This is a genomic window from Pseudoxanthomonas helianthi (assembly GCF_017939625.1).
Lineage (GTDB): Bacteria > Pseudomonadota > Gammaproteobacteria > Xanthomonadales > Xanthomonadaceae > Pseudoxanthomonas_A > Pseudoxanthomonas_A helianthi.
In genome coordinates this window covers 442,636-463,443 of the sequence record NZ_JAGKTC010000002.1, presented here as the reverse complement: position 1 = coordinate 463,443, position 20,808 = coordinate 442,636, and the positions used below count along the sequence as shown (strand labels likewise).

Below are 20,808 nucleotides of genomic sequence, written 5' to 3'. Positions count from 1 at the left end.
CGTTTACCTCTGGATGATTTCTTTAAAGGGATTGGATTCGTCGAACTCAGGCTTCGGCGGCGGCTTCGGCAGGCGCGGCTTCGCCGCCACCCTGCTTGTCGGCCACGGCCTTGACCGCACGGCCGAACATCGCGGCCGGCTCGGCCAGCACGCGGGCCAGCATGGCCAGCGCCTGATCGCGGGTCGGCAGCGAGGCCAGCACTTCCACGTGGCTGGCCGGATACAGCTGGCCACCCACGGAAACGACCTTGGCCTGCAGCTTGTCGTTGCCCTTGGCGAATTCCTTGATCAGGCGACCGGCGGCGCCGGGCTCCTCGGTCGAGAACGCGTACAGCAGCGGACCGACGAGCTTGTCCTTGACAACCTCGTATTCCGTGCCTTCGACGGCGCGCGCGGCCAGCGTGTTCTTGACGACTTTCAGGAACACGCCGGTTTCGCGAGCCTTCTTGCGCATCGCGGTCATCTGGCTGACCGTGGTGCCTGCGTACTCTGCGGCGATCAAGGAGTGCGCCTTGGCGGCGACGTCTGCCAGTTCGGCGACTACTTCCTGCTTCTGGGACAGATTGAGAGCCATAACACTCCTCTTTGGTTGACTCCGCCCGCGGCTCCTGCCGCTGGCGGCCCTGGACGGCACGCTTCCTGCGCGCCGGGGACGCGGATGCGTCCCGTTGGTGGCCTCTCTGAAAACATCCAGAAGGCGGCACCATCTACGCCGGCCCGCCCCGTTGCCGGGAACGAATTAAGCGACCCCGCTGTATCGACGGCGACTCCCTGCCGTGCCGAGCTTCCGTTGCCCGTCGTCGATATGCGCCGACCGCGCCTGCGGTCTTTGACGGCTGCGCTCCGGACCGGAGTCCTCGGCGACGCCCTCAAAAATTTTGTTGCGCCCTCCCCCACACGCGAGGGAGGGATTGAACGTGCTGCGATTACTTCAGGCTCAGCGTGGACTGGTCCACGGTGACGCCCGGACCCATCGTCGAGCTGATCGAGATCTTCTGCAGGTACTGGCCCTTGGCCGCGGACGGCTTGGCCTTGACCAGGTCCGCCAGCAGGGCGTGCAGGTTGTTCTTCAGCGCTTCGTCTTCGAAGTTGGCCTTGCCGATGGTGCAATGGATGATGCCGGCCTTGTCGGTGCGGTAGCGCACCTGGCCCGACTTGGCGTTCTTCACCGCTTCGGCCGGGTTCGGCGAAACGGTGCCGACCTTCGGGTTCGGCATCAGGCCGCGCGGGCCCAGCACGGTACCCAGCTTGCCGACCACGCGCATCGCGTCCGGCGTGGCGATGACCACGTCGTAGTTCAGGTCGCCGGCCTGCATCTTCTCGGCCAGGTCGTCCATGCCGACGGCGTCGGCGCCGGCGGCCAGGGCCTCATCGGCCTTGGCGCCCGCGGGGGCGAACACCGCCACGCGCACGCTCTTGCCGGTGCCGGCCGGCAGCACGGTGGAACCGCGCACCTGCTGGTCGGACTTCTTCGCATCCACGCCCAGGCGCACGGCCACGTCGACGGACTCGACGAACTTGGCCTTGGTCGCGGTCTTGATGATCTTCAACGCCTCATCGATGGCGTAGGCCTTGCCCGGGGTCACCGCGGCGAGGATCGACTTCTGTCGCTTGTTCAGTGCCATGTTCTCAGCCCTCCACCGTCAGACCCATCGAACGGGCCGAGCCCGCGATGGTGCGCACCGCCGCGTCCAGGTCGGCCGCGGTCAGGTCGGGCTCCTTCGCCTTGGCGATTTCCTCGAGCTGCTTGCGGGTGACCTTGCCCACCTTCTCGGTGTTCGGGCGCTTGGAGCCGGACTGGATGCCGACGGCCTTCTTCAACAGGATGGTCGCCGGGGGCGTCTTGGTGATGAAGGTGAAGGTACGGTCGGAATAGGCCGTGATCACGGTCGGAATCGGCAGGCCCGGTTCCAGCTTCTGCGTGGCGGCGTTGAACGCCTTGCAGAACTCCATGATGTTCAGGCCGCGCTGACCCAGCGCGGGACCGACCGGCGGCGAGGGGTTGGCCTGGCCGGCCTTCACCTGCAGCTTGATGTAGCCGATTACTTTCTTTGCCATTTGGGTACTCTCCGGGTGCTAACGCCTGCAAGGCAGGCTCCCCATCGTTCCGGGAAATCTCATCTCAGGGCAGGCGCGTCCCGGCTTCGCGCCTTGCCTTGTCTCGCGCCAACGGCCGCCCTGGGGCGGCCGATAGGCTGGGCTCCCGTGAAGGGAGCCGGAAATCATAGCAGGTTTTGGCGACCCCTGCCCGGGGCAGGCCCGGACCGGCGCCTCAGGCCTTTTCGACCTGACCGAATTCCAGCTCGACCGGGGTGGAGCGGCCGAAGATCAGCACCGCCACGCGCAGGCGGCTCTTTTCGTAATTGACTTCCTCGACCACGCCGTTGAAGTCGTTGAACGGACCTTCGGTGACGCGGACCATCTCGCCCGGCTCGAACAGCACGCGCGGCTTCGGCTTCTCGACGCCTTCCTGCACGCGGTCGAGGATGGCGGCGGCCTCCTCGTCGCGGATCGGCAGCGGACGGTCGGCGGTGCCGCCGATGAAGCCCAGCACCTTGCTGGTCTCCTTGACCAAGTGCCAGCTCTCGTTGTCCATGCGCGGGATGCCCGCTTCGTCGTGCGTCTCGATCTGCACCAGCACGTAGCCGGGGAAGAACTTGCGCTCGGAACGGCGCTTCTGGCCGGAGCGCATCTCCACCACTTCCTCGGTGGGCACCAGCACGTCGCCGAAACGCTCTTCCATGCCGTTGCGCGCGATGCGATCGCGCAGCGACTGCGCAACCGACTTCTCGAAACCCGAATAGGCGTGGACCACGTACCAACGCTTCACTGCATTCTCCTCAACGGCCCAGCGTGAACAGCAGGGCGATCGCCTTCTGGATGCCCCAGTCGAACGCCGCCAGCACCAGGCTCAAGACCGCGACCACGATCATCACCACCCAGGTCAGGCGCAGCGATTCCTGGCGGGTCGGCCACACCACCTTGCGCAGCTCGAAGCGCGACTCGGCGAGATAATGGCGCACTTCGTGCCCCTTGGCCGAGGTCAGGAACACCAGGCCGCCCAGCACCAGGCCCAGCGCGGCGGCGATCGCCGGCAGCGGGGTCGGCCACTGGCCCTTGAACCACCAGTAGGCGACCAGACCGGCCACCGCCAGCAGCACCGCCAGCGCGTACTTGGCGATGTCGCCTGCGGGATTCGCAGCCTTGGAGCCCGCGGCTTTGGATTGTTCGACCTTGCTGTTCAAGACTGTCTGCTCTTCCGGCCCGCCCGCCACCATGTCATGGCGGCCGAGGCGGATCCGCTGGTTTGGCACGCCAGGAGGGACTCGAACCCCCAACCTGCGGTTTTGGAGACCGCTGCTCTGCCAATTGAGCTACTGGCGTATTGGTTTTTCCCGTCCGTTTCGAACCGGACTTCCCTTAGACGGCGAAGGCGGGCCAGTGTTCCGGGCCCGCCGTCCGTGCTTTCCGACGGCGATCAGACCGCCGGCATCGCAGGGTGCTTACTTGATGATCTTGGCCACGACGCCGGCGCCGACGGTACGGCCGCCTTCGCGGATCGCGAAGCGCAGGCCTTCGTCCATCGCCACCGGGTTGATCAGGCTCACCACCATCTTGATGTTGTCGCCCGGCATGACCATCTCCACGCCTTCCGGCAGCTGCACCGCACCGGTGATGTCCGTGGTGCGGAAGTAGAACTGCGGACGGTAGCCCTTGAAGAACGGGGTATGACGGCCGCCTTCGTCCTTCGACAGCACGTACACCTCGGCCTCGAACTCGGTGTGCGGGGTGATCGAACCCGGCTTGCACAGCACCTGGCCGCGCTCCACTTCGTCGCGCTTGGTGCCGCGCAGCAGCAGGCCCGCGTTGTCGCCCGCCTGGCCCTGGTCCAGCAGCTTGCGGAACATTTCCACGCCGGTCACCGTGGTCTTCTGGGTCGGGCGGATACCGACGATTTCGATTTCGTCGCCCACCTTGATCACGCCGCGCTCGATACGGCCGGTCACCACGGTGCCGCGGCCCGAGATCGAGAACACGTCTTCCACCGGCATCAGGAACGGCTTGTCCACGTCACGCTGCGGTTCCGGGATCCAGGTGTCCAGCGCGTCCACCAGCTTGATGATCGACGGCACGCCGATCTCCGACTGGTCGCCTTCCAGCGCCAGGCGCGCCGAACCCGAGATGATCGGGGTGTCGTCGCCCGGGAACTCGTACTTGCTCAGCAGTTCGCGGACTTCCATCTCCACCAGCTCCAGCAGCTCGGCGTCGTCCACCATGTCGGCCTTGTTCAGGTACACGACGATGTACGGCACGCCCACCTGGCGCGACAGCAGGATGTGTTCGCGGGTCTGCGGCATCGGGCCGTCCGCCGCCGAGCACACCAGGATCGCGCCGTCCATCTGCGCCGCACCCGTGATCATGTTCTTCACGTAGTCGGCGTGGCCCGGGCAGTCCACGTGCGCGTAGTGGCGCGTCGGGCTTTCGTACTCCACGTGCGCCGTCGAGATCGTGATGCCGCGCGCCTTCTCTTCCGGCGCCGCGTCGATCGCGTCGTACGCCTTGAACTCGCCGCCGAAACGTTCCGCGCCCACCTTCGTCAGCGCCGCCGTCAGCGTCGTCTTGCCGTGGTCCACGTGACCAATCGTGCCCACGTTCACGTGGGGCTTGGTGCGCTCGAACTTACCCTTTGCCATGGCTTCGTCTCTAGAGTTGTAACGGGTGAAAGTGGGTGCCGCGATGTACTGCGTGGAAACATGGTGCTCACGAATGGAATCGAACCATCGACCTCCTCCTTACCAAGGAGGTGCTCTACCGACTGAGCTACGTGAGCGTGAAACTTTGGTTTTGATGCGGGCGACGCCCGGAGTTTCAATGGAGCGGGAGACGGGAATCGAACCCGCACTAGTAGCTTGGAAGGCTACAGTTCTACCATTGAACTACTCCCGCGCCGGGGTACCGCAACAGCGTTGGACCTTGTGAAGCGTGTCTTGCGAAAGCTGGTGGAGGGAGGTGGATTCGAACCACCGAAGGCGTAAGCCAGCAGATTTACAGTCTGCCCCCGTTGGCCGCTTGGGTATCCCTCCGGCTCGCAAAACTACCGGGCCAGCCAGGAAACCTGATCGAACCGGGTGAAAGAGCCCGCAATTTTGGCCTGAGCCGCGAGCCCTGTCAACGCATTCACCGGAAGTTTTCCGGAGGTCGCGGGTATTGGTTACACGTTGAAGCGGAAATGCAGGACGTCGCCCTCCTGCACCCGGTACTCCTTGCCCTCCAGGCGCAGGCGCCCCGCGTCGCGGGCACCGGCTTCGCCCCGGTACTTGATGAAATCGTCGAAGGCGATGGTTTCGGCGCGGATGAAGCCTTTTTCGAAATCGGTGTGGATCACCGCCGCGGCTTGCGGGGCGGTCGCACCGGCCTTGACCGTCCAGGCGCGCACTTCCTTCACCCCGGCGGTGAAATAGGTCTGCAGGCCCAGCAGCTTGTAGGCGGCGCGGATCACGCGGTTCAGGCCCGGCTCGTCGAGACCGAGGTCCTTGAGGAAATCGTCGCGGTCGGCGTCGTCGAGCTGGGCCAGCTCTTCCTCGATGGCCGCGGACACCGGCACCACCTCGGCGCCCTCGGCCGCGGCGCGGGCGCGCACGGCATCGAGGTGCGGATTGTTCTCGAAGCCGTCCTCCAGCACGTTGGCGACGTACATCACCGGCTTCAGGGTCAGCAGGAACAGGTCGCGGACCAGGGCCAGCTCCTCCTCGTCCAGCCCGAGGGAACGACCGGGCTTGCCCTCGTTCAGCGCCGCAGCCAGCTTGGCGAGCACCGGCTTGCGCGCAATGGCATCCTTTTCGCCGGCTTTCGCCGAACGTTCGGCGCGATTCAACGCTTTTTCGACGCTGTCCAGGTCGGCCAGCGCCAGTTCGGTGTCGATGGTTTCGATGTCGGCGATCGGGTCGACCTTGCCGGCGACGTGGACGATGTCGCCATGCTCGAAGCAACGTACCACGTGGGTGATCGCATCGACCTCGCGGATGTGGGCCAGGAACTTGTTGCCCAGCCCTTCCCCGCTGGCCGCGCCGGCGACCAGGCCGGCGATGTCGACGAACTCGACCGCCGTCGGCACGCACTTCTGCGGCTTGACGATCTCGGCCAGCTGGTTCAGGCGGGGATCCGGCACCGGCACCACGCCGACGTTCGGCTCGATCGTGCAGAACGGGAAATTGGCCGCAGCGATGCCCGCCTTGGTCAGCGCGTTGAACAGGGTCGACTTGCCGACGTTCGGCAGGCCGACGATGCCGCATTTGATGCCCATGTCTTGCTCCGGTAACCGGAAATCGGTAACCGGTAGCCGGCGTGCCGAAAGCGATGTTTCGGCTACCGGCTATCGGTTAACGGCTCCCCTCATTTCTGTGTGTGCAGGCGGGTCATCGCATCCATGAAGTTGCCCTGCACCGCCAGCGGCAGCACCGCAATGGCGTCATCGATGGCGCGGCCGATCAGGATGTCGTCGTCTTTGCCCGGCTTGCCCAGCACCCACGGCGTGACCTTGTCCTTGTGGCCCGGATGACCGATGCCGATGCGCAGGCGGTGGAATTTGCCATGGCCCAGCAACTGGATCGTGTCGCGCAGGCCGTTCTGGCCGCCGTGGCCGCCGTCGAACTTCAATCGCGCCGCGCCCGGCGGCAGGTCGAGTTCGTCGTGGACCAGCAGCGCCTCTTCCGGCGCGATCTTCCAGTAGCGCAGCGCCGCCGTCACCGACTTGCCGCTGAGGTTCATGTAGGTGGACGGCTTCAGCAGCCAGATCGCCTGCCCCGCCACGTGCACCTTGGCGGTTTCGCCGAACAGCTTGGCTTCCACGCCGAAGCGCACGCCCTCCTTTTCGGCGAGCGCGTCGACAAAACGAAAACCCGCGTTGTGGCGGGTTTTCGCATGTTCGGCACCGGGATTGCCCAGCCCGACGATGAGTCGCAAGCCTGCCATGAGCAAGACCGTCGCCATCGCACCCGCCGGAGCGGGCGCGACGCGGGACGATTACTTCTTGGCGTCCTTCTTCTCTTCTTCCTTCTTCGCGACCTTGGCGGCCGGCACTTCGGCGGCTTCCGGCGCTTCGGCGTCGACGGCTTCCTCGCGACCCAGCTTGGCGATGACCACGGCCACGTCGTGTTCCTTGCCCAGCTTCAGTTCCGGCACGGTGACGCCGGCCGGCAGCTTGATCTCGGACAGGTGGATCACGTCGCCGACGGCCAGGTTGCCCAGGTCGACTTCGATGAACTCCGGCAGGTCCTTCGGCAAGCACTCGACCACGACTTCGTTCAGCTCGTGGGTCACGACGGCCTCGGCCGACTTGCCCGCTGGCGACTTGTCCTCGTTGAGGAAGTGCAGCGGCACCGCGGTGCGCAGCGTCTCGTTCTCGTTCACGCGCTGGAAGTCCAGGTGCATGATCTGCTGCTTGAACGGATGGCGCTGCAGGTCACGCAGCAACACCTTCTGGATGTCGCCGTTGAGGCTGAGGTCGAGGATCGACGAATAGAACCAGTCGTTCTGGCTGGCCAGCCAGACCTCGTTGTGGTTCAGCTGGATGCTGACCGGCTTCAGTTCGCCACCGTAGACGATGGCGGGCACGTTGCCGGAAGTACGCAGGCGGCGGCTCGCACCCTTGCCCTCGTCCTCGCGGCGCTGCACGTTGATGACATGTGTATCGGACATTTTCACTACTCGCTTTGTAAGCCGCCTCGCGGCGGCGTTGACGACTCTTCCGCGACCAGAAGAGCCAGGTTGGGTCCGCCGCCTCGCGGCCGCGGACCGGATTTCAATCCACGTACAACGAACTGACCGACTCGCCGAAGGCGATGCGGCGGATCGTTTCGGCCAGCAGTTCCGCCACGCTGAGCTGGCGGATCCGGCTGCAGCCCTTCGCGGCTTCGGACAGCGGGATGGTGTCGGTCACCACCAGTTCGTCCAGCTGCGAGCCATTGATGTTGTCCACCGCTGGCCCGGACAGCACCGCGTGAGTGCAGTACGCCGCCACGCGCTTGGCGCCGCGCGCCTTCAGCGCCGCGGCCGCCGCGCACAGGGTGCCGGCGGTATCGACGATGTCGTCGACCAGCACGCAATCCTTGCCCTCGACGTCGCCGATGATGTTCATCACCGTGGCGACGTTGGCGCGCGGACGGCGCTTGTCGATGATCGCCAGGTCGGCGTCGTCGAGGCGCTTGGCCACTGCGCGGGCGCGGACCACGCCGCCGACGTCGGGCGACACCACGATCAGGTTGTCGGTGCCGTAGGCGCGCCAGATGTCGGCGAGCAGCAGCGGCGAGGCGTAGACGTTGTCGACCGGGATGTCGAAGAAACCCTGGATCTGGTCGGCGTGCAGGTCGACGGTCAGCACGCGGTCGGCGCTGACCGCGTTGAACATCTTCGCCGCGACCTTGGCCGTGATCGGCACGCGCGAGGAACGCGGGCGGCGGTCCTGGCGGGCGTAGCCGAAGTACGGCACCACCGCGGTGACGCTGGCGGCGCTGGCGCGCTTCAGCGCGTCGATCAGCACCAGCAGCTCCACCAGGTTCTCCGCGCTCGGCGCGCAGGTCGGCTGCACGACGAACACTTCCTGCCGGCGCACGTTCTCTTCGATCTCCACCTGGACTTCGCCGTCGGAGAAGGTCGAGACCAGCGCCTTGCCCTGGCGGATGCCCAGTTCGCGGCAAATGCTGGCGGCCAACGGTTTGTTGGCGTTGCCGGAAAACACCAACAACTGGCGATCTTCGGGTTGCATCGTCGTACTCCGCTTCACTCTGACTTCGGCGGTGGATGGGATGGCAGGGGCGGAAGGATTCGAACCTACGAATGCCGGGATCAAAACCCGGTGCCTTAACCACTTGGCGACGCCCCTAGGCGTTTGTTCCCGCTTCAAGCACGTCCAGCAACGGCGAACGCGCCGCACCCGCGGCGACCCAGCCGCGCAAGCCTTCCGGCAAGCCCGCGAGCGCGGCCTCGGCGGAGGCGCGATCGGCGAATTCGACGAAACAGCCGCTGCCGGTGCCGGTCAGGCGTGGCGTGCCGGATTGCGCCAGCGCAACGAAGGCGGCCTCGATGGCCGGTTCGCGGCGACGCAGGACCGGCTCGAACGCATTGCCGAGCAAGTGACCAAAAGCGAAGTCCTCTATTTTCGCGGGTGCAGCATTGCGCGTCAAATCATGGGCTTGGAAAAGTCCCGCGGTGGGGACGTGGACGCCCGGATCGACCAGCAGGTACCAGGCCGGCGGCAGGTCGATCGGCACCAGCTTTTCGCCGACGCCCTCGGCCCAGGCGTTCTCGCCCCGGACGAAGACCGGCACGTCGGCGCCCAAGCGCAGGCCCAGCGCAGCCAGCCGGTCCAGGTCGAAATCCAGCCCCCAGAGCCGGTCCAAGGCCACCAGCACGGTCGCCGCGTCGGACGAGCCGCCGCCGAAACCGCCGCCGGCCGGGATGCGCTTTTCGACGGAGATGTCCGCACCTTGACTGCAATTTGATTCCATTTGCAGCAATCTGGCTGCCCGAACCAGCAGGTCGTCGGCCTCGGCGACGCCCGGCACGGATTCGCCCACACGGCGAATCTGGCCATCGTCACGGATCCGTAGGCGGACGGTATCGCCCCAGACCAGCAGCCGGAACACGGTCTGCAGCTCGTGGTAACCATCCGCGCGGCGGCCGGTGATCTGCAGGAACAGGTTCAGCTTCGCCGGGGCTGGCCAGGACGACCAGCCGGCATCGACATCGACGGGACTCATGGGGAAATCGGCGCCCATTCGTCGACGATCAACTTGACCTTGGCCTCGCCCTTCACCGCGTCGACGCGCTGCGGCAGGACCGGCGCGGCCGACGTCGTTTCCGGCCAGCGGTAATCGATGGCCCAGCCGCCCTGCTCCATATGGCTCAGGTGGCCCTGGCTGTCGAATTGCATCGTGGCTTGCGGCAAACCCTGTGCGGATACCCCACGGACCCAATCACCCAGGGCCTCGACCGGGATTTCCCAACCGGTCGCCTCACGCAGCAATCGCGCGGCGTCGGCGCCCTCGCGTGGACCTCCTTCGATACCGTCCAATCGAGCGCCACGCGAGCCGCCACTGAGTCGCCAGCTCTGCCGGGTGACTGGCGCGCTCAGCGAGACCGTGTACGTGTCGCCCTGTTGCTGCCAGTCGATGCGCCCGCTGCCGCCCTTGCGGCCATTGCTGATCGCGACGCGACCGGCCAACGACCAGTCGGTTTGCCCGCGCAGGATGCGTTCGCGTTCGAGCTGCATTTGTCGTGCCGAATCGATGGAACCGGCATCCGCCGGCGGCACCGGCCTGGCCGATTGCGTGGCGCAGGATGCGAGCAGCAGCGCCAGCAACGGCGCGAACAGGAAGACGTTCCTCATGCGCCGGTCTTCTGCAGCGCGCGCAACAGCGAGCGGTTTTCCGGATCGAGCTTGCGCGACTCTTCGAAATACTTGCGCGCCTCGTCCTTCTGGCCCTGCACCCACAGCACCTCGCCGAGATGTGCGGCGATTTCCGGATCCTTCTGCATGGTGTAGGCACGGCGCAGCTGCACCAGCGCCTCGTCGATGCGTCCGAGGCGATACAGCACCCAGCCGAAGCTGTCGATGATCGCCGCGTCATCGGGTTCGGCGGCGCGCGCGCGATCGATCAGCTCCAGCGCTTCCTGGTAGCGATTGGTGCGGTCGGCCAGCGTGTAACCCAGCGCGTTCAATGCGGCGGTGTTCTCGGGCTCGGTGACCAGGATGCGGCGCAGGTCGGCTTCGGCATGGTCGATGCGGTCGCGACGCTCCCAGGCCAGCGCGCGCGCGTACAGGATCGCGTTGTCGTCGGGCCACGCGGCCAAGCCACGCGCCAGCGCGTCGAATTCGCCCGCGTCGTCCTTGTCCTTCTGCCGCAGCTCGGCTTCCAACAGGTAGGCCGCCTGTCGCGCGGTGTCGTCGATCGCGGCGTCGGCCTGCATCTTGCGCGCAGCGGCGAAGGCTTCGTCCTTCCGGCCCAGCTCGTACAGGCTGTTGGCGATGCGCAGGCGCGCTTCGACGCGCTCCTGGCCACCCGGCACGCGCTGGTACCACTCCAGCGCTTCCTGAGGGCGCTCGAGGAACTGGGCGATTTCGCCCAGCAGCAGCAGGCGCTGCGGATCGGGCGATGCGGCCTGCTTGCGCAATTCGTCGTACAGCGCAGCCAGCGCGGCCTGGTCCTTGGCCTTGGCCAGCAGCGAGGCGCGCGTACCGTAGGTGCGGTTGTCTTGCGGACCGCGCGCCATCGCCTGGGCGGCGGCGACCGGCTGACCCATCGCGTCGTATTCGTAGGCGATGCCGCTGCGCAATTCCGGCACCAGCAACGAAGCCGGCTCCAGCGTCGCCAGCAGTTTCGCCGCCTCGTCCGGCTTGCCGATCTGGCGTAGCTGGCTGGCATGCAGCAAGGCGATGCGCGGCTCGTTGGGGAAACGCTTCACCGCTTCGCCGACGATGCGTTCGGCGAGGTCCTTCTGGTCGAGGCGCTGGGCCAGGCTGCCGAAACCGATCCACGCCGGCAGCTTGCCCGGCAATGCGTTGGCGTCGAGCAATTCGCCGATCGTCTTGGATACGACTTCCGGCTTGCGCTGGCCACTGGTTAACGCGGCCAGGGCGAAGCGCCAGCCCAGATCGTCCGGTTCGCGCAGCAAGGCGATCAGCTCGCGCCTGGCCGCGGCCAGGTCGCCCTGGCGCAAGGCCAGCGTGGCCTCGGCGCCGCGCATCACTTCGGTGCGCTTGCCGCGTTGCTGCCACAGCTTCAGCGCCTGCGCGGCACTCTTGTCGTCGCCGGCGAGCAAGGCGATGCGGGTCGCGCGCTCGGCGAGGCCGGCGTCGCCGGATTCGGCGCGCGCGGCCTGCAGGTACCACTGGGTCGCCTCGGGCAGGCGACCGGCCTGCAGGGCGAATTCGCCGGCCATCACCGCGGTCAGGCCGTCGTCGGGCTTGGCGGTCGTGGTTTTTTTCGCCGCAGCCGGCGCGGCCAGCGCCAGCGACAGGCAGAAAACGGCGGCAATACGCATCATTGCGGGCATAAGGCGGATGTGGGCCGTAAAATGGCGACTCTTGGCAGCCAGCAGCTTAACGCAAGCACCTGAACGATGACGTTGTGGGTCCTCGGCCTGAATCACCAGACCGCGCCGGTTCACCTGCGCGAAAGGGTGGCGTTCGGCCCGGAAATCCTGCCCGCGTCGCTGGCCTCGCTGCATGCGCTGCCGCAGGTCGGCGAAGCCGCACTGCTGTCCACCTGCAACCGCACCGAGTTGTACGCGGTGGCCGAGGACGGCGACGCGCTGGCGAAGTGGCTCTCCGACCACGCCGAAGGCCTGGACGCCTATCTGTACCGTCATCGCGACGGGGATGCCGTGCGCCACCTGTTCCGCGTCGCCACCGGGCTGGATTCGATGGTGCTCGGCGAGCCGCAGATCCTCGGCCAGGTGAAGGAAGCCTGGGCGCTGGCGCGCGAGCATGGCGCATTGGGTCCGCAACTGGACCGCCTGTTCCAGCAGAGCTTCGCGGTGGCGAAGCGCGCGCGCACCGACACGCGCGTCGGCGCCAACCCGGTCTCGGTGGCCTCGGCGGCGGTGCGGCTGGCGCAGGAATCGTTCGCGCGGCTCAGCGAATCGACCGTGATGCTGGTCGGCGCCGGCGAAACCATCGAGCTCGCCGCCAAGCACCTCAGCGACGGACGCGTGCGCCGCCTGCTGGTCGCCAACCGCACCCTCGCCCACGCGCAGGAACTGGCCAGCCGCCACGGCGGCTACGCCTTGCCGCTGGCCGAACTGGACCGCCACCTGGCCGAAGCCGACGTGGTGTTCTCGGCCACCGCCAGCCGCGAGCCGGTGATCCGTCGCGCGCAGGTCGCCGCCGCCCTCGCTGCGCGCAAGCACAAGCCGATGCTGTTGTTCGACCTGGCCGTGCCGCGCGACATCGAGGCCGGCGTGGGCGAGCTGGGCGATGCCTTCCTCTACACGGTCGACGATCTGGAGCGTGCGGTCGAAGACAACCGGCGTAGCCGCCGCGAAGCCGCGGACGCCGCCGAGGCGATCATCGAACTGCAGGTCGGTCGCTACCTCGAAACCGTGCAGGCCAGCGCCCATCACGCCCCGCTGAAGCGCATGCGCGCGCAAGGCGAAGCCGCGCGCGACGAGGTGCTGGGACGGGCCCGCCAGCAGCTCGCCAATGGCCGCGATCCGGCGGAAGTGCTCGACTTCCTCGCCCACACGTTGACCAACCGCCTGTTGCACCCGCCGACTGCCGCGCTGCGCGAAGCGGCGCTCAGCGGCGACGCCGAACTGGCGCGGGCGGCGGAAAAGCTGTTCGCTGGAAGCGATGAACGAAAGGAAAGGAACGAGGAACGCGAGGGTTAGCGACGCGCGCTTGCCTTTGTTCGTTTCCTCTCCTCCATTCGTTCGTCGCCTTCCCATGCTCCCCAGCCTGCGCCGCAAACTCGAAGCCCTCGCCGAACGCCGCGAAGAACTCGAACGCCTGCTCGCCGATCCTTCGGTACTCGGCGACAACCAGCGCTTCCGCGACTACTCGCGCGAATTCGCCCAGCTCGAACCGGTGTCCGCGGCGCTGGCCGCCGAGGCCCAGGCCAAGCGCGATCTCGACGCCGCGCAGGCGATGCGCGACGACCCCGAGCTGCGCGAACTGGCCGACGAGGAAATCGAAGCCGCACAGGCCCGGCTGGCGCAGCTGGAAGACGAGCTCTCGCTGCTGCTGGTGCCCAAGGATGCGCGCGACGACGCCAACCTGTTCCTCGAGGTGCGCGCCGGCACCGGCGGCGACGAAGCGGCGATTTTCGCCGGCGACCTGTTCCGCATGTACGCGCGCTACGCCGAACGCCAGGGCTGGAAGGTCGAGGTCGAATCGGACAATCCCGGCGAGCATGGCGGCTACAAGGAAATCGTCGCCAAGGTCAGCGGGCGCGGCGCGTTCGCTAAGCTGAAGTTCGAATCCGGTACGCACCGCGTGCAACGCGTGCCGGAAACCGAGTCGCAGGGCCGCATCCACACCTCGGCCGCGACCGTGGCGATCATTCCCGAGGACGAAGCGGTCGACGAGGTCGCGATCAATCCGGCCGACCTGAAGATCGACACGTTCCGCTCCTCGGGCGCGGGCGGCCAGCACGTCAACAAGACCGAATCGGCGATCCGCATCACCCACGTCCCGACCGGCATCGTCGTCGAGAACCAGACCGAACGCAGCCAGCACGCCAACCGCGAGCGCGCGATGAAGCGGCTGAAGGCGCAGTTGCTGGAAGCCGAGCGCAGCAAGCAGCTGGCCGCGCAGGCCGAGACGCGCCGCCTGCAGGTCGGCAGCGGCGACCGCAGCCAGCGCATCCGTACCTACAACTTCCCGCAGGGCCGCATCACCGACCATCGCGTCGAAGGCCTGACCCTGTACGACCTGCCCAACATCATCCAGGGCGACCTCGACGAACTCGTCGACCGCCTGACCCGCGAATACCAAGCCGACGAACTGGCGCGCTTGACTACGAACGCATAAAAAAGCCCCCAAGAATTGGGGCTTAAGTTCGGGAACAACTAGCAATTATGGCCACAAAGAGCCAGAACCCCCCGAATAAAGCGATGATCACAACATCGATCACGCCTAGTAACAGATTTTTTCGCCGAATGCGTTGAAGTACCAATAGTAGCAATCCGGAACCGGCGGACTGCAGGGTTCGGTAACCTGCGTTGCGTATTGCGTCCTTATGCCTTCCATTTCAGTGGTTCCATCGCAAAAAACCGTCTTCTCTCCAACCAGGATCGTCTTAGCAGCATCTTGGTAATAGAGCATAGTCACTTTATTTGCGTTCACTGCGGTAGCACTAGCGCTTATAAGTACAGCAGCAATAAAAGTCGTTGCAACTAGACTGCGCTTTTTCCATGTACCCATTGGTCTTTATCCTTGTCAGCAGCACCTTCTTTCCATAGGGAGCTAGGAGCTCACAAAACAGCAGCGATACTCCTGCCACTACGCACCTCCATACGCACATGACCATGCCAAGGTGCATTAGTAGTTATAGTCGCCCAAATCATCAGGCGCAACGGTCAATTTTATAGACAGACCCTCCGATGGTATGTCGATGTAAAGCCAGCAATCTGATCCCAAGACGGACCGCCGCCAGGGCTCCCAGGGCGACCTCGACGAACTCGTCGACCGCCTGACCCGCGAATACCAGGCCGACGAACTGGCGCGACTGACCGCGGCACCGTAAATTCCGGGTTCGTCCCGCAACGAGCCCGACCATGACCGTTTCCATCCACCGCGCCGGCATCGACGACCTCGATGCGGTCGCGCCCTTGTTCGACCTGTACCGGCAGTTCTACGGAAAAGCGGCGGACGCGGCCATCGCGCGCGATTTCGTCGGCGAACGCCTGCGTCGCGGCGAATCGGTCGTGCTGCTTGCGCGCATCGATGGCGAAACCGTCGGCTTCACCCAGTTGTTCCCGTCGTTCTCGTCGGTGTCCGCCGGACGCGTCTGGGTCCTCAACGATCTGTATGTCGTCGCCGAAGCGCGCCGGCATGGCGTGGCGAAAGCGTTGCTGCAGGCCGCCGCCGATTTCGCGCGCGGCGAGGGCGCGCTTCGCCTGGAACTGGAAACCAACCACGACAACGCCAGCGCGCAGGCGCTGTACCGCCACCTCGGCTGGGAGGCCCACGACGACACGCTGCGCTTCCGATTGCCGCTGACCGCCTGAGTGCTACGCTGCCGGCACGGCGGCCATCCTCGAAGGAGCAAGCATGTCCCTGGACACCACGCTACGCCTGCTGGCCAAGGCCAGCGGCCTGACCGCCACCGACATCGCCGCCGCAATCCCGCGCGCGGGCGCGGCCACGGTGAAGTCCTGGCTCAGCGGCGACAAGCTGCCGGGCAAGGACCAGCTGACCGAGCTGGCGCGCACCTTCGGCGTGCCTGCGGGCACGCTGCTCGGCGAACTGGCCAGCACGCTGGATCCGGCGCGTACCAGGGGCGAACACGATCTGCTCGCCGCCTATCGCGCACTCAATACGCGCCAGCAGGGCGCGCTGCTCGAAGTCGCGCGCAGCATGGCACAACATAAGAAACGCTGATTTTTTGGACGCGGATTTACACGGAAGAATGCAGATAAAGCATTCTGAATTTTTCATTTATCCGTGCTCATCCGTGATGATCCGCGTCAAGAGCGCATTTCAGGAACACCATGAAAAAACTGAAACGCAAGGACTACGAAGCGCTGCTGGAACCGCTGCAACTGGACCTGGTGGCGATGGCGCGCTGGGTGCAGCACGCCGGCAAGCGCGTGGTGGTGATCTTCGAAGGCCGCGACACCGCCGGCAAGGGCGGCGCGATCAACGCCATCGCCGAACACCTCAACCCGCGCCAATGCCATGTATTGGCGCTGCCGAAGCCGACCGAGCGCGAGGCGTCCCAGTGGTATTTCCAGCGCTACGTGCCGCACCTGCCGGGCGCCGGCGAAATCCTGTTGATGGATCGCAGCTGGTACAACCGCGCGGGCGTGGAGAAGGTCATGGGCTTCTGCACCGACGCCCAATACAAGGCCTTCCTGCAGCAGGCCCCGGCCTTCGAGAAACTGTTGACCGACGACGGCATCCTGCTGTTCAAGTACTGGCTGTGCTGCGACCAGGACAAGCAGGAAGAGCGCTTCGCCGAACGCCTCGACGACCCGTTGAAGCGCTGGAAGCTGTCGCCGATCGATGTGCAGGCGCGGGCGAAGTACGACGAATACACCAAGGCGCGCGAGGCGATGCTGAAGGCCACGCACACGCCCAACGCGCCGTGGACGCTGGTCGATTTCGACGACCAGAAGCGCGGCCGCCTGACCCTGATCCACCATTTGCTGGAACGCCTGCCCGACACGCGCGTGCCCGAGGCCAAGGTCGACTTCCCGCCATTGAAGGCCAAACCGTGCAAGGAGCGTTATGGGGTGCTCGAACCGATCGCGGATTTCGATGTCCGGCGTTAAGAAGTTAGCGCTGCCGATGGTGCTGTGCTTTTTCGGAGCTCTGTTGCTATTCGGATTTGGGCCATGGCTGAAGCAAGATTATGTCTCCAGCGCCCCACGCACGCCGAATCCGGCGACCGGCCAGGTTATCGAATACAACCAGCATGGCTACATCGTCTTCTTCTCCCGCCGGCAGGAACTGACTCTCTCCTCTGTGTCTTTGACGGGCACGTTGTTAATTTTGGCGGGAGGGATCTTCTTGTCGGGCCACGGCTGGATGCGCGGTAGGCAATGGCGATAAGCACCCACGCGATCTTTCTTGCCTTGCCATTGGTCTTTTCACTCAAAGCCATGGCGCAAGATTCAGGCAAGGAAGCTATCGTTCCGGCCGACGGGAACGCGACCACGCTGGACACCATCCGCGTGACCGCGCCGCGCCCGGAGTTCCTCGATCTCGACCGGTTCAAGAACCCCATCGACCCGAAGTCATCGCGCTTCGACCGTGCCTATCGCGAACCGCCCAGCCTGGAACAGGTCGGCCAGAATGGCGGCGTGATCCCGCTACTCGTCGGCTACGTCGCGCAGAAGGTCGCCAAGGGCGCAAGCAGGATTCCCGGCTGGAAGGATCGCGAACAGCCCGCTATCGCAAGGCCGCCGCCGTTGACCGAAGAACAGATGAAACGCGCGGCCCGCTTGCAGGAAAGCGCGCCGTAACGCATCGGCAGCGTCTTCAAAGGACCGCGAAACCCTCGCCTGCTCCGCCATCGCCCGTCGCGACACGGACCAGCGTGTCGACTTGCGCCTTGGGCGGGCCCACGCGCAACCACGCTTCGAGCGCGTCGATGGATTCCGCATCGCCGACCGCCAGCACTTCTACCGAGCCGTCGGCAAGATTCTTCGCGTAACCACGCAAGCCGGACTTCAGCGCTTGCTCGCGGGTCGAGGCGCGGAAGAACACGCCTTGCACTTTGCCTCCCACGATGAAGCGCGCCGCAGCCATCACGCGCCCTTGGCGACGAACGCTTCGATTTCCCTGGCGGTCACGGGGCCGAGGAACTGCTTGGCCACCTTGCCGTCGGGCGCGATCAGGTAAGTCGTCGGCAGGCCGCGTGGCGTGGCGAAATCGGCAGGCGGCGAAAAGGTATCGACGATCACGATAGGGTACGCGACCGGGTGTTCCTTCAGGAACGCCTGCATGTCCTTCGTTTCAATGTCGTCGTAGGCCAGGCCGACCACGTCGATGTCGCCGCGGCGCTGGTCCAGCGTGGACAGTTCGGGCATCTCCTTCAGGCACGGACCGCACCACGTCGCCCAGAAGTTGACCACCACCCAGCGGCCGCGATGCGCGGCCAGCTCATAGGTCGAACCATCGACGGCAGGCAGTTTCAGCGTGGGGAAATCCGCGGTCGCGGCGGCCACGGCCGGGGCTTCGGCCTTCGCCGGTTCGGCCTTCGCAGGCGCGGGCGGTTCCGCGCTGCGGCTGCAACCCGCCAGCGCCAACGCCGCGACGACGCCGAGCAGCCCGCGGGTTTTCCTACTGTTTTCCATGGTCCACCTTGTACAGATCGTCGATGCGTGTCTTCAGCAGTTCGCGCAGCGGCACGCGCAATTCGTTGAGCGCCGCGATAGAGGCCGCGCCGAGCGCATCGCCCTGCGCGGGCAGGTACGCCTCGGCCACCGGAATGCGCAGGCGACAGGTCTCGTAGAGCTCAGCCAGGCTGACGCCGTCCAGGTCGCGCGCCAGCAGCCATTCGCCGTTCTCGGCCCGGCGCAGCACGCTGGCCTGTTCGAGTTGGGAAATGAAATGCTGGATCAGCGAGTCGGTCAGCGACGGCTCCAGCTCCATGATCTGGTCGATGTGCAGGCCCTGGCCTTCGCCGCGCGCCTCGCGGAAGCGGCCGATCAGGCGCAGCAGGCCGTACAGCTCGTAGCCCAACGGCAGGCGTTGCGACGCCGGCTGGTAGCGGAACGCCGAAATCGACGAGGCCAGCGACGCGCCCAGCAACACCGCGACCCAGCACAGGTAGATCCACAGCAGCAGGATCGGCAGCGCCGCCAACGCGCCGTACAGGTTCTGGTACGAGTTGAACGTCGACAGGTAGACGCTCAGCCCCCACTTGATCGCTTCCAGCAACAACGTTGCGAGCAAGGCGCCCGCCATGGCGTAGCGTAGCTTGACCGTCCGGTGCGGCACTACCCGGTAGATCGCGACGATGGCGATGAATTCGATCAACACCGGCGCCAGCGCCAGCGAGATGCGCTCCAGCACCTTGCCTTCCGCGGTCGAGAACAGCGGCAGGGCATAGAAGCTGGCCGACAGCGCGAACGAACCGGCGGCCAGCAGCGCGCCCAGGGTGAACACGGTCCAGTACACCAGGAAGCGCGAGACCTTGGGCCGGGCGCCGGCCACGCGCCAGATCCGGTTGAACGTGCTTTCCACGCTGTTGAGGGTCAGCAGCAGCGAGATGATCACGCCGATCACGCCGGTCGCGGTCAGGGTGCCGGTGTTCTGCAGCAGGTCGGCGAGTCTCGACTTCAGCGCGCTGGCCGCGCCGGGCACGAAGTTGGAGAAGATGTAGTCCTGCAGGTCGGCGCTCCATTCCCTGAACACCGGGAACGCCGAAAGCACACCGAACACGACCATCGCCAGCGGCACCAGCGCGAACACCGTGGTGTAGGCCAGCGCCGCGGCCGCCTGGAACAGCCGGTCGTCGAGGAAGCGGCGGGCGAGGAAACGGGCGAAGGTGCGCATCCGGTCGCGGTCGCGCAGTCGCTCGCCCCAACGGTTCAGCGTGGTCAGCGGTTCCATCGCGGCAAGGTTAACCGATAATGCGTCGGACCTCGGATCACTCCCCGGAGAACCCATGCCCGAAATCCTGGTGCTGTACTACAGCCGCGGCGGCTCGGTCGCGCGGCTGGCGCGGCAGATCGCGCGCGGCATCGGCGAAGTGCCCGGCATGGCCGCGCGCCTGCGTACGGTGCCACCGGTGGTCGCGGCGACGCAGACGGCCGCGCCGCCGGTGCCGGAAGACGGCGCGCCCTATGTCGAGAAGAACGATCTCGCCGAATGCGCGGGATTGATCGTCGGCAGCCCCACCCGCTTCGGCAACATGGCCGCGCCGATGAAGCACTTCATCGACGGCCTCGGCGCCGAATGGGCCAGCGGCACCCTGGTCGACAAGCCGGCAGCGGTGTTCACCTCGACCGCCACCATGCACGGCGGGCAGGAATCGACCCTGCTGTCGATGCAGGTGCCGCTGCTGCACCACGGCTGCGTCATCGTCGGCATTCCGTTCACCGAAACCCTGCTCAGTAGCACGCGCAGCGGCGGTACGCCGTACGGCGCCAGCCATGTCGCCGGCGGCAGCGACGATCCGCAGCCGAGCGAAGAGGAAGCCGCCCTCGCCCGTGCACTGGGACGGCGCGTGGCCGCACTGGCCAGCCGCATCGGGGCGGGAGCATGAAGGTATCGCGCCTGCTGCTGGGCACGGCGCTGTTCGCCTTGTCGCTGCTGTATTCGTTGTGGTTCCACGACGACCGCCATCGCACCGCAGCGCTGCTGGTGTTCGCCCTGCCCCCGTTGCTTGCGCTGGCCGGGGTGCTGCGCGGCAGCGCGAAGGCGGCGTTCTGGGCCGGCGTGCTGGCGCTGTTCTGGTTCAGCCACGGGGTGATGGTGGCGTACACACGACCGGGCGAAGCCGCCTACGCGTGGCTGGAAATCGTGCTCGCCCTGGTCGTGGTGCTCGCGTCGAGCTGGCCGGGGCTGCGCAAGCGCTTCGGCCGCAAGACCGGCACGCCGTAAAATTCACCCATTGGAACCTGACGGAGCACCAC

General features: G+C 66.1%; 26 protein-coding genes and 5 tRNA genes. 9 read left to right on the top strand and 22 right to left on the bottom strand.

Going from position 1 to position 20,808, the window contains the following annotated elements; genetic code table 11:
* Positions 1–46 precede the first annotated feature (46 nt).
* The 18 genes from rplJ to J5837_RS09795 form a co-directional block, all read right to left on the bottom strand.
* Positions 47–574, bottom strand: coding sequence for a 50S ribosomal protein L10 (rplJ, locus tag J5837_RS09880; RefSeq protein ID WP_210536590.1), 528 nt, complete (start codon positions 572–574; stop codon positions 47–49).
* Between the two features lie 352 nt (positions 575–926).
* Positions 927–1,625 (bottom strand): 50S ribosomal protein L1, encoded by a 699-nt coding sequence (rplA, locus tag J5837_RS09875; RefSeq protein WP_210536589.1) that lies wholly within the window; start codon positions 1,623–1,625, stop codon positions 927–929.
* A 4-nt stretch (positions 1,626–1,629) separates the two neighbouring features.
* Positions 1,630–2,058, bottom strand: coding sequence for a 50S ribosomal protein L11 (rplK, locus tag J5837_RS09870; protein ID WP_210536588.1), 429 nt, complete (start codon positions 2,056–2,058; stop codon positions 1,630–1,632).
* Between the two features lie 214 nt (positions 2,059–2,272).
* Positions 2,273–2,830 carry a transcription termination/antitermination protein NusG gene (gene nusG, locus J5837_RS09865; protein ID WP_210536587.1) on the bottom strand — a complete coding sequence of 186 codons (558 nt, stop codon included), beginning with the start codon at positions 2,828–2,830 and terminating at the stop codon, positions 2,273–2,275.
* 10 nt (positions 2,831–2,840) lie between these two features.
* Positions 2,841–3,245 (bottom strand): preprotein translocase subunit SecE, encoded by a 405-nt coding sequence (secE, locus tag J5837_RS09860; RefSeq protein ID WP_210536586.1) that lies wholly within the window; start codon positions 3,243–3,245, stop codon positions 2,841–2,843.
* 63 nt (positions 3,246–3,308) lie between these two features.
* Positions 3,309–3,384 (bottom strand) — tRNA-Trp (locus J5837_RS09855).
* Positions 3,385–3,503: 119 nt separating this feature from the next.
* Entirely contained in the window at positions 3,504–4,694 is a 1,191-nt protein-coding gene (gene tuf, locus J5837_RS09850) for an elongation factor Tu (RefSeq protein WP_210536585.1), read from the bottom strand.
* 61 nt (positions 4,695–4,755) lie between these two features.
* Positions 4,756–4,831, bottom strand: a tRNA-Thr gene (locus tag J5837_RS09845).
* A 42-nt stretch (positions 4,832–4,873) separates the two neighbouring features.
* Positions 4,874–4,947 (bottom strand) — tRNA-Gly (locus J5837_RS09840).
* Positions 4,948–4,998: 51 nt separating this feature from the next.
* Positions 4,999–5,084, bottom strand: a tRNA-Tyr gene (locus J5837_RS09835).
* Between the two features lie 128 nt (positions 5,085–5,212).
* Entirely contained in the window at positions 5,213–6,304 is a 1,092-nt protein-coding gene (gene ychF / locus J5837_RS09830; RefSeq protein ID WP_210536584.1) for a redox-regulated ATPase YchF, read from the bottom strand.
* A gap of 89 nt (positions 6,305–6,393) precedes the next feature.
* Positions 6,394–6,972: an aminoacyl-tRNA hydrolase gene (gene pth, locus J5837_RS09825; RefSeq protein WP_210536583.1), complete on the bottom strand. Its 579-nt coding sequence runs from the start codon at positions 6,970–6,972 to the stop codon at positions 6,394–6,396.
* A 51-nt stretch (positions 6,973–7,023) separates the two neighbouring features.
* Positions 7,024–7,698, bottom strand: a complete 675-nt coding sequence (locus tag J5837_RS09820) for a 50S ribosomal protein L25/general stress protein Ctc (protein ID WP_210536582.1) — start codon at positions 7,696–7,698, stop codon at positions 7,024–7,026.
* Positions 7,699–7,801: 103 nt separating this feature from the next.
* Positions 7,802–8,764: a ribose-phosphate diphosphokinase gene (locus J5837_RS09815; RefSeq protein ID WP_210536581.1), complete on the bottom strand. Its 963-nt coding sequence runs from the start codon at positions 8,762–8,764 to the stop codon at positions 7,802–7,804.
* Between the two features lie 41 nt (positions 8,765–8,805).
* A tRNA-Gln gene (locus tag J5837_RS09810) sits at positions 8,806–8,881 on the bottom strand.
* Positions 8,880–9,758 (bottom strand): 4-(cytidine 5'-diphospho)-2-C-methyl-D-erythritol kinase, encoded by an 879-nt coding sequence (ispE, locus tag J5837_RS09805; protein ID WP_210536580.1) that lies wholly within the window; start codon positions 9,756–9,758, stop codon positions 8,880–8,882. The genes J5837_RS09810 and ispE overlap by 2 nt, the downstream gene beginning before the upstream one ends.
* Positions 9,755–10,387, bottom strand: coding sequence for a lipoprotein insertase outer membrane protein LolB (gene lolB / locus J5837_RS09800; protein WP_210536579.1), 633 nt, complete (start codon positions 10,385–10,387; stop codon positions 9,755–9,757). Before lolB ends, ispE begins: the two co-directional genes overlap by 4 nt.
* Complete coding sequence (locus tag J5837_RS09795) at positions 10,384–12,054, bottom strand: tetratricopeptide repeat protein (protein ID WP_210536578.1); 1,671 nt, start codon at positions 12,052–12,054, stop codon at positions 10,384–10,386. The genes lolB and J5837_RS09795 overlap by 4 nt, the downstream gene beginning before the upstream one ends.
* 66 nt (positions 12,055–12,120) lie before the next feature.
* Here J5837_RS09795 and hemA point away from each other — a divergent pair, with 66 nt between their 5' ends.
* Together hemA and prfA are read left to right on the top strand one after the other, a co-directional pair.
* Positions 12,121–13,389: a glutamyl-tRNA reductase gene (gene hemA / locus J5837_RS09790; RefSeq protein WP_210536577.1), complete on the top strand. Its 1,269-nt coding sequence runs from the start codon at positions 12,121–12,123 to the stop codon at positions 13,387–13,389.
* A gap of 55 nt (positions 13,390–13,444) precedes the next feature.
* Positions 13,445–14,530, top strand: a complete 1,086-nt coding sequence (gene prfA, locus J5837_RS09785) for a peptide chain release factor 1 (protein ID WP_210536576.1) — start codon at positions 13,445–13,447, stop codon at positions 14,528–14,530.
* A 105-nt stretch (positions 14,531–14,635) separates the two neighbouring features.
* Here the strand turns inward: prfA and J5837_RS16645 are convergent, their stop codons facing one another.
* Positions 14,636–14,824, bottom strand: a complete 189-nt coding sequence (locus J5837_RS16645) for a DUF6289 family protein (RefSeq protein ID WP_425504842.1) — start codon at positions 14,822–14,824, stop codon at positions 14,636–14,638.
* A 452-nt stretch (positions 14,825–15,276) separates the two neighbouring features.
* On the opposite strand from J5837_RS16645, the gene J5837_RS09780 reads away from it, so the two are divergent.
* The 5 genes from J5837_RS09780 to J5837_RS09760 all read left to right on the top strand — a co-directional run bounded on the left by J5837_RS09780 (position 15,277) and on the right by J5837_RS09760 (position 17,688).
* Positions 15,277–15,729, top strand: a complete 453-nt coding sequence (locus J5837_RS09780) for a GNAT family N-acetyltransferase (RefSeq protein WP_210536575.1) — start codon at positions 15,277–15,279, stop codon at positions 15,727–15,729.
* A gap of 43 nt (positions 15,730–15,772) precedes the next feature.
* Complete coding sequence (locus J5837_RS09775) at positions 15,773–16,102, top strand: hypothetical protein (protein ID WP_210536574.1); 330 nt, start codon at positions 15,773–15,775, stop codon at positions 16,100–16,102.
* A gap of 110 nt (positions 16,103–16,212) precedes the next feature.
* Positions 16,213–16,995 (top strand): polyphosphate kinase 2, encoded by a 783-nt coding sequence (ppk2, locus tag J5837_RS09770; RefSeq protein ID WP_210536573.1) that lies wholly within the window; start codon positions 16,213–16,215, stop codon positions 16,993–16,995.
* Positions 16,982–17,275, top strand: a complete 294-nt coding sequence (locus tag J5837_RS09765) for a hypothetical protein (RefSeq protein WP_210536572.1) — start codon at positions 16,982–16,984, stop codon at positions 17,273–17,275. The genes ppk2 and J5837_RS09765 overlap by 14 nt, the downstream gene beginning before the upstream one ends.
* Positions 17,266–17,688, top strand: a complete 423-nt coding sequence (locus J5837_RS09760) for a hypothetical protein (RefSeq protein ID WP_210536571.1) — start codon at positions 17,266–17,268, stop codon at positions 17,686–17,688. Before J5837_RS09765 ends, J5837_RS09760 begins: the two co-directional genes overlap by 10 nt.
* A gap of 16 nt (positions 17,689–17,704) precedes the next feature.
* On the opposite strand, the gene J5837_RS09755 is transcribed toward J5837_RS09760, so the two are convergent.
* The 3 genes from J5837_RS09755 to J5837_RS09745 are packed head-to-tail and all read right to left on the bottom strand — an operon-like array spanning position 17,705 to position 19,783.
* Positions 17,705–17,974, bottom strand: coding sequence for an acylphosphatase (locus J5837_RS09755; protein WP_210536570.1), 270 nt, complete (start codon positions 17,972–17,974; stop codon positions 17,705–17,707).
* Positions 17,974–18,522, bottom strand: a complete 549-nt coding sequence (locus J5837_RS09750) for a TlpA family protein disulfide reductase (RefSeq protein ID WP_210536569.1) — start codon at positions 18,520–18,522, stop codon at positions 17,974–17,976. Before J5837_RS09750 ends, J5837_RS09755 begins: the two co-directional genes overlap by 1 nt.
* Positions 18,509–19,783, bottom strand: a complete 1,275-nt coding sequence (locus tag J5837_RS09745; protein ID WP_210536568.1) for a YihY family inner membrane protein — start codon at positions 19,781–19,783, stop codon at positions 18,509–18,511. The genes J5837_RS09750 and J5837_RS09745 overlap by 14 nt, the downstream gene beginning before the upstream one ends.
* Positions 19,784–19,838: 55 nt before the next feature.
* Between J5837_RS09745 and wrbA the strand changes: the two genes are divergently transcribed.
* Both wrbA and J5837_RS09735 read left to right on the top strand, forming a co-directional pair.
* Positions 19,839–20,438: an NAD(P)H:quinone oxidoreductase gene (wrbA, locus tag J5837_RS09740; protein ID WP_210536567.1), complete on the top strand. Its 600-nt coding sequence runs from the start codon at positions 19,839–19,841 to the stop codon at positions 20,436–20,438.
* On the top strand, positions 20,435–20,776 hold the full coding sequence (locus J5837_RS09735; RefSeq protein WP_210536566.1) for a DUF2069 domain-containing protein: 342 nt from the start codon (positions 20,435–20,437) through the stop codon (positions 20,774–20,776). Before wrbA ends, J5837_RS09735 begins: the two co-directional genes overlap by 4 nt.
* Positions 20,777–20,808 lie beyond the last annotated feature (32 nt).

Bases quoted from the DNA above. Each gene is read 5' to 3' on its own strand.
- J5837_RS09750 (WP_210536569.1), bottom strand. From the start codon at position 18,522: ATGGAAAACAGTAGGAAAACCCGCGGGCTGCTCGGCGTCGTCGCGGCG.
- tuf (WP_210536585.1), bottom strand. From the start codon at position 4,694: ATGGCAAAGGGTAAGTTCGAGCGCACCAAGCCCCACGTGAACGTGGGC.
- J5837_RS09765 (WP_210536572.1), top strand. From the start codon at position 16,982: ATGTCCGGCGTTAAGAAGTTAGCGCTGCCGATGGTGCTGTGCTTTTTC.
- prfA (WP_210536576.1), top strand. From the start codon at position 13,445: ATGCTCCCCAGCCTGCGCCGCAAACTCGAAGCCCTCGCCGAACGCCGC.
- rplA (WP_210536589.1), bottom strand. From the start codon at position 1,625: ATGGCACTGAACAAGCGACAGAAGTCGATCCTCGCCGCGGTGACCCCG.
- rplJ (WP_210536590.1), bottom strand. From the start codon at position 574: ATGGCTCTCAATCTGTCCCAGAAGCAGGAAGTAGTCGCCGAACTGGCA.
- hemA (WP_210536577.1), top strand. From the start codon at position 12,121: ATGACGTTGTGGGTCCTCGGCCTGAATCACCAGACCGCGCCGGTTCAC.
- J5837_RS09795 (WP_210536578.1), bottom strand. From the start codon at position 12,054: ATGCCCGCAATGATGCGTATTGCCGCCGTTTTCTGCCTGTCGCTGGCG.
- J5837_RS16645 (WP_425504842.1), bottom strand. From the start codon at position 14,824: ATGCTCTATTACCAAGATGCTGCTAAGACGATCCTGGTTGGAGAGAAG.
- J5837_RS09755 (WP_210536570.1), bottom strand. From the start codon at position 17,974: ATGGCTGCGGCGCGCTTCATCGTGGGAGGCAAAGTGCAAGGCGTGTTC.
- ppk2 (WP_210536573.1), top strand. From the start codon at position 16,213: ATGAAAAAACTGAAACGCAAGGACTACGAAGCGCTGCTGGAACCGCTG.
- wrbA (WP_210536567.1), top strand. From the start codon at position 19,839: ATGCCCGAAATCCTGGTGCTGTACTACAGCCGCGGCGGCTCGGTCGCG.
- ychF (WP_210536584.1), bottom strand. From the start codon at position 6,304: ATGGGCATCAAATGCGGCATCGTCGGCCTGCCGAACGTCGGCAAGTCG.
- J5837_RS09760 (WP_210536571.1), top strand. From the start codon at position 17,266: ATGGCGATAAGCACCCACGCGATCTTTCTTGCCTTGCCATTGGTCTTT.
- rplK (WP_210536588.1), bottom strand. From the start codon at position 2,058: ATGGCAAAGAAAGTAATCGGCTACATCAAGCTGCAGGTGAAGGCCGGC.
- J5837_RS09780 (WP_210536575.1), top strand. From the start codon at position 15,277: ATGACCGTTTCCATCCACCGCGCCGGCATCGACGACCTCGATGCGGTC.
- J5837_RS09745 (WP_210536568.1), bottom strand. From the start codon at position 19,783: ATGGAACCGCTGACCACGCTGAACCGTTGGGGCGAGCGACTGCGCGAC.
- J5837_RS09775 (WP_210536574.1), top strand. From the start codon at position 15,773: ATGTCCCTGGACACCACGCTACGCCTGCTGGCCAAGGCCAGCGGCCTG.
- J5837_RS09820 (WP_210536582.1), bottom strand. From the start codon at position 7,698: ATGTCCGATACACATGTCATCAACGTGCAGCGCCGCGAGGACGAGGGC.
- J5837_RS09815 (WP_210536581.1), bottom strand. From the start codon at position 8,764: ATGCAACCCGAAGATCGCCAGTTGTTGGTGTTTTCCGGCAACGCCAAC.
- lolB (WP_210536579.1), bottom strand. From the start codon at position 10,387: ATGAGGAACGTCTTCCTGTTCGCGCCGTTGCTGGCGCTGCTGCTCGCA.
- pth (WP_210536583.1), bottom strand. From the start codon at position 6,972: ATGGCAGGCTTGCGACTCATCGTCGGGCTGGGCAATCCCGGTGCCGAA.
- ispE (WP_210536580.1), bottom strand. From the start codon at position 9,758: ATGAGTCCCGTCGATGTCGATGCCGGCTGGTCGTCCTGGCCAGCCCCG.
- J5837_RS09735 (WP_210536566.1), top strand. From the start codon at position 20,435: ATGAAGGTATCGCGCCTGCTGCTGGGCACGGCGCTGTTCGCCTTGTCG.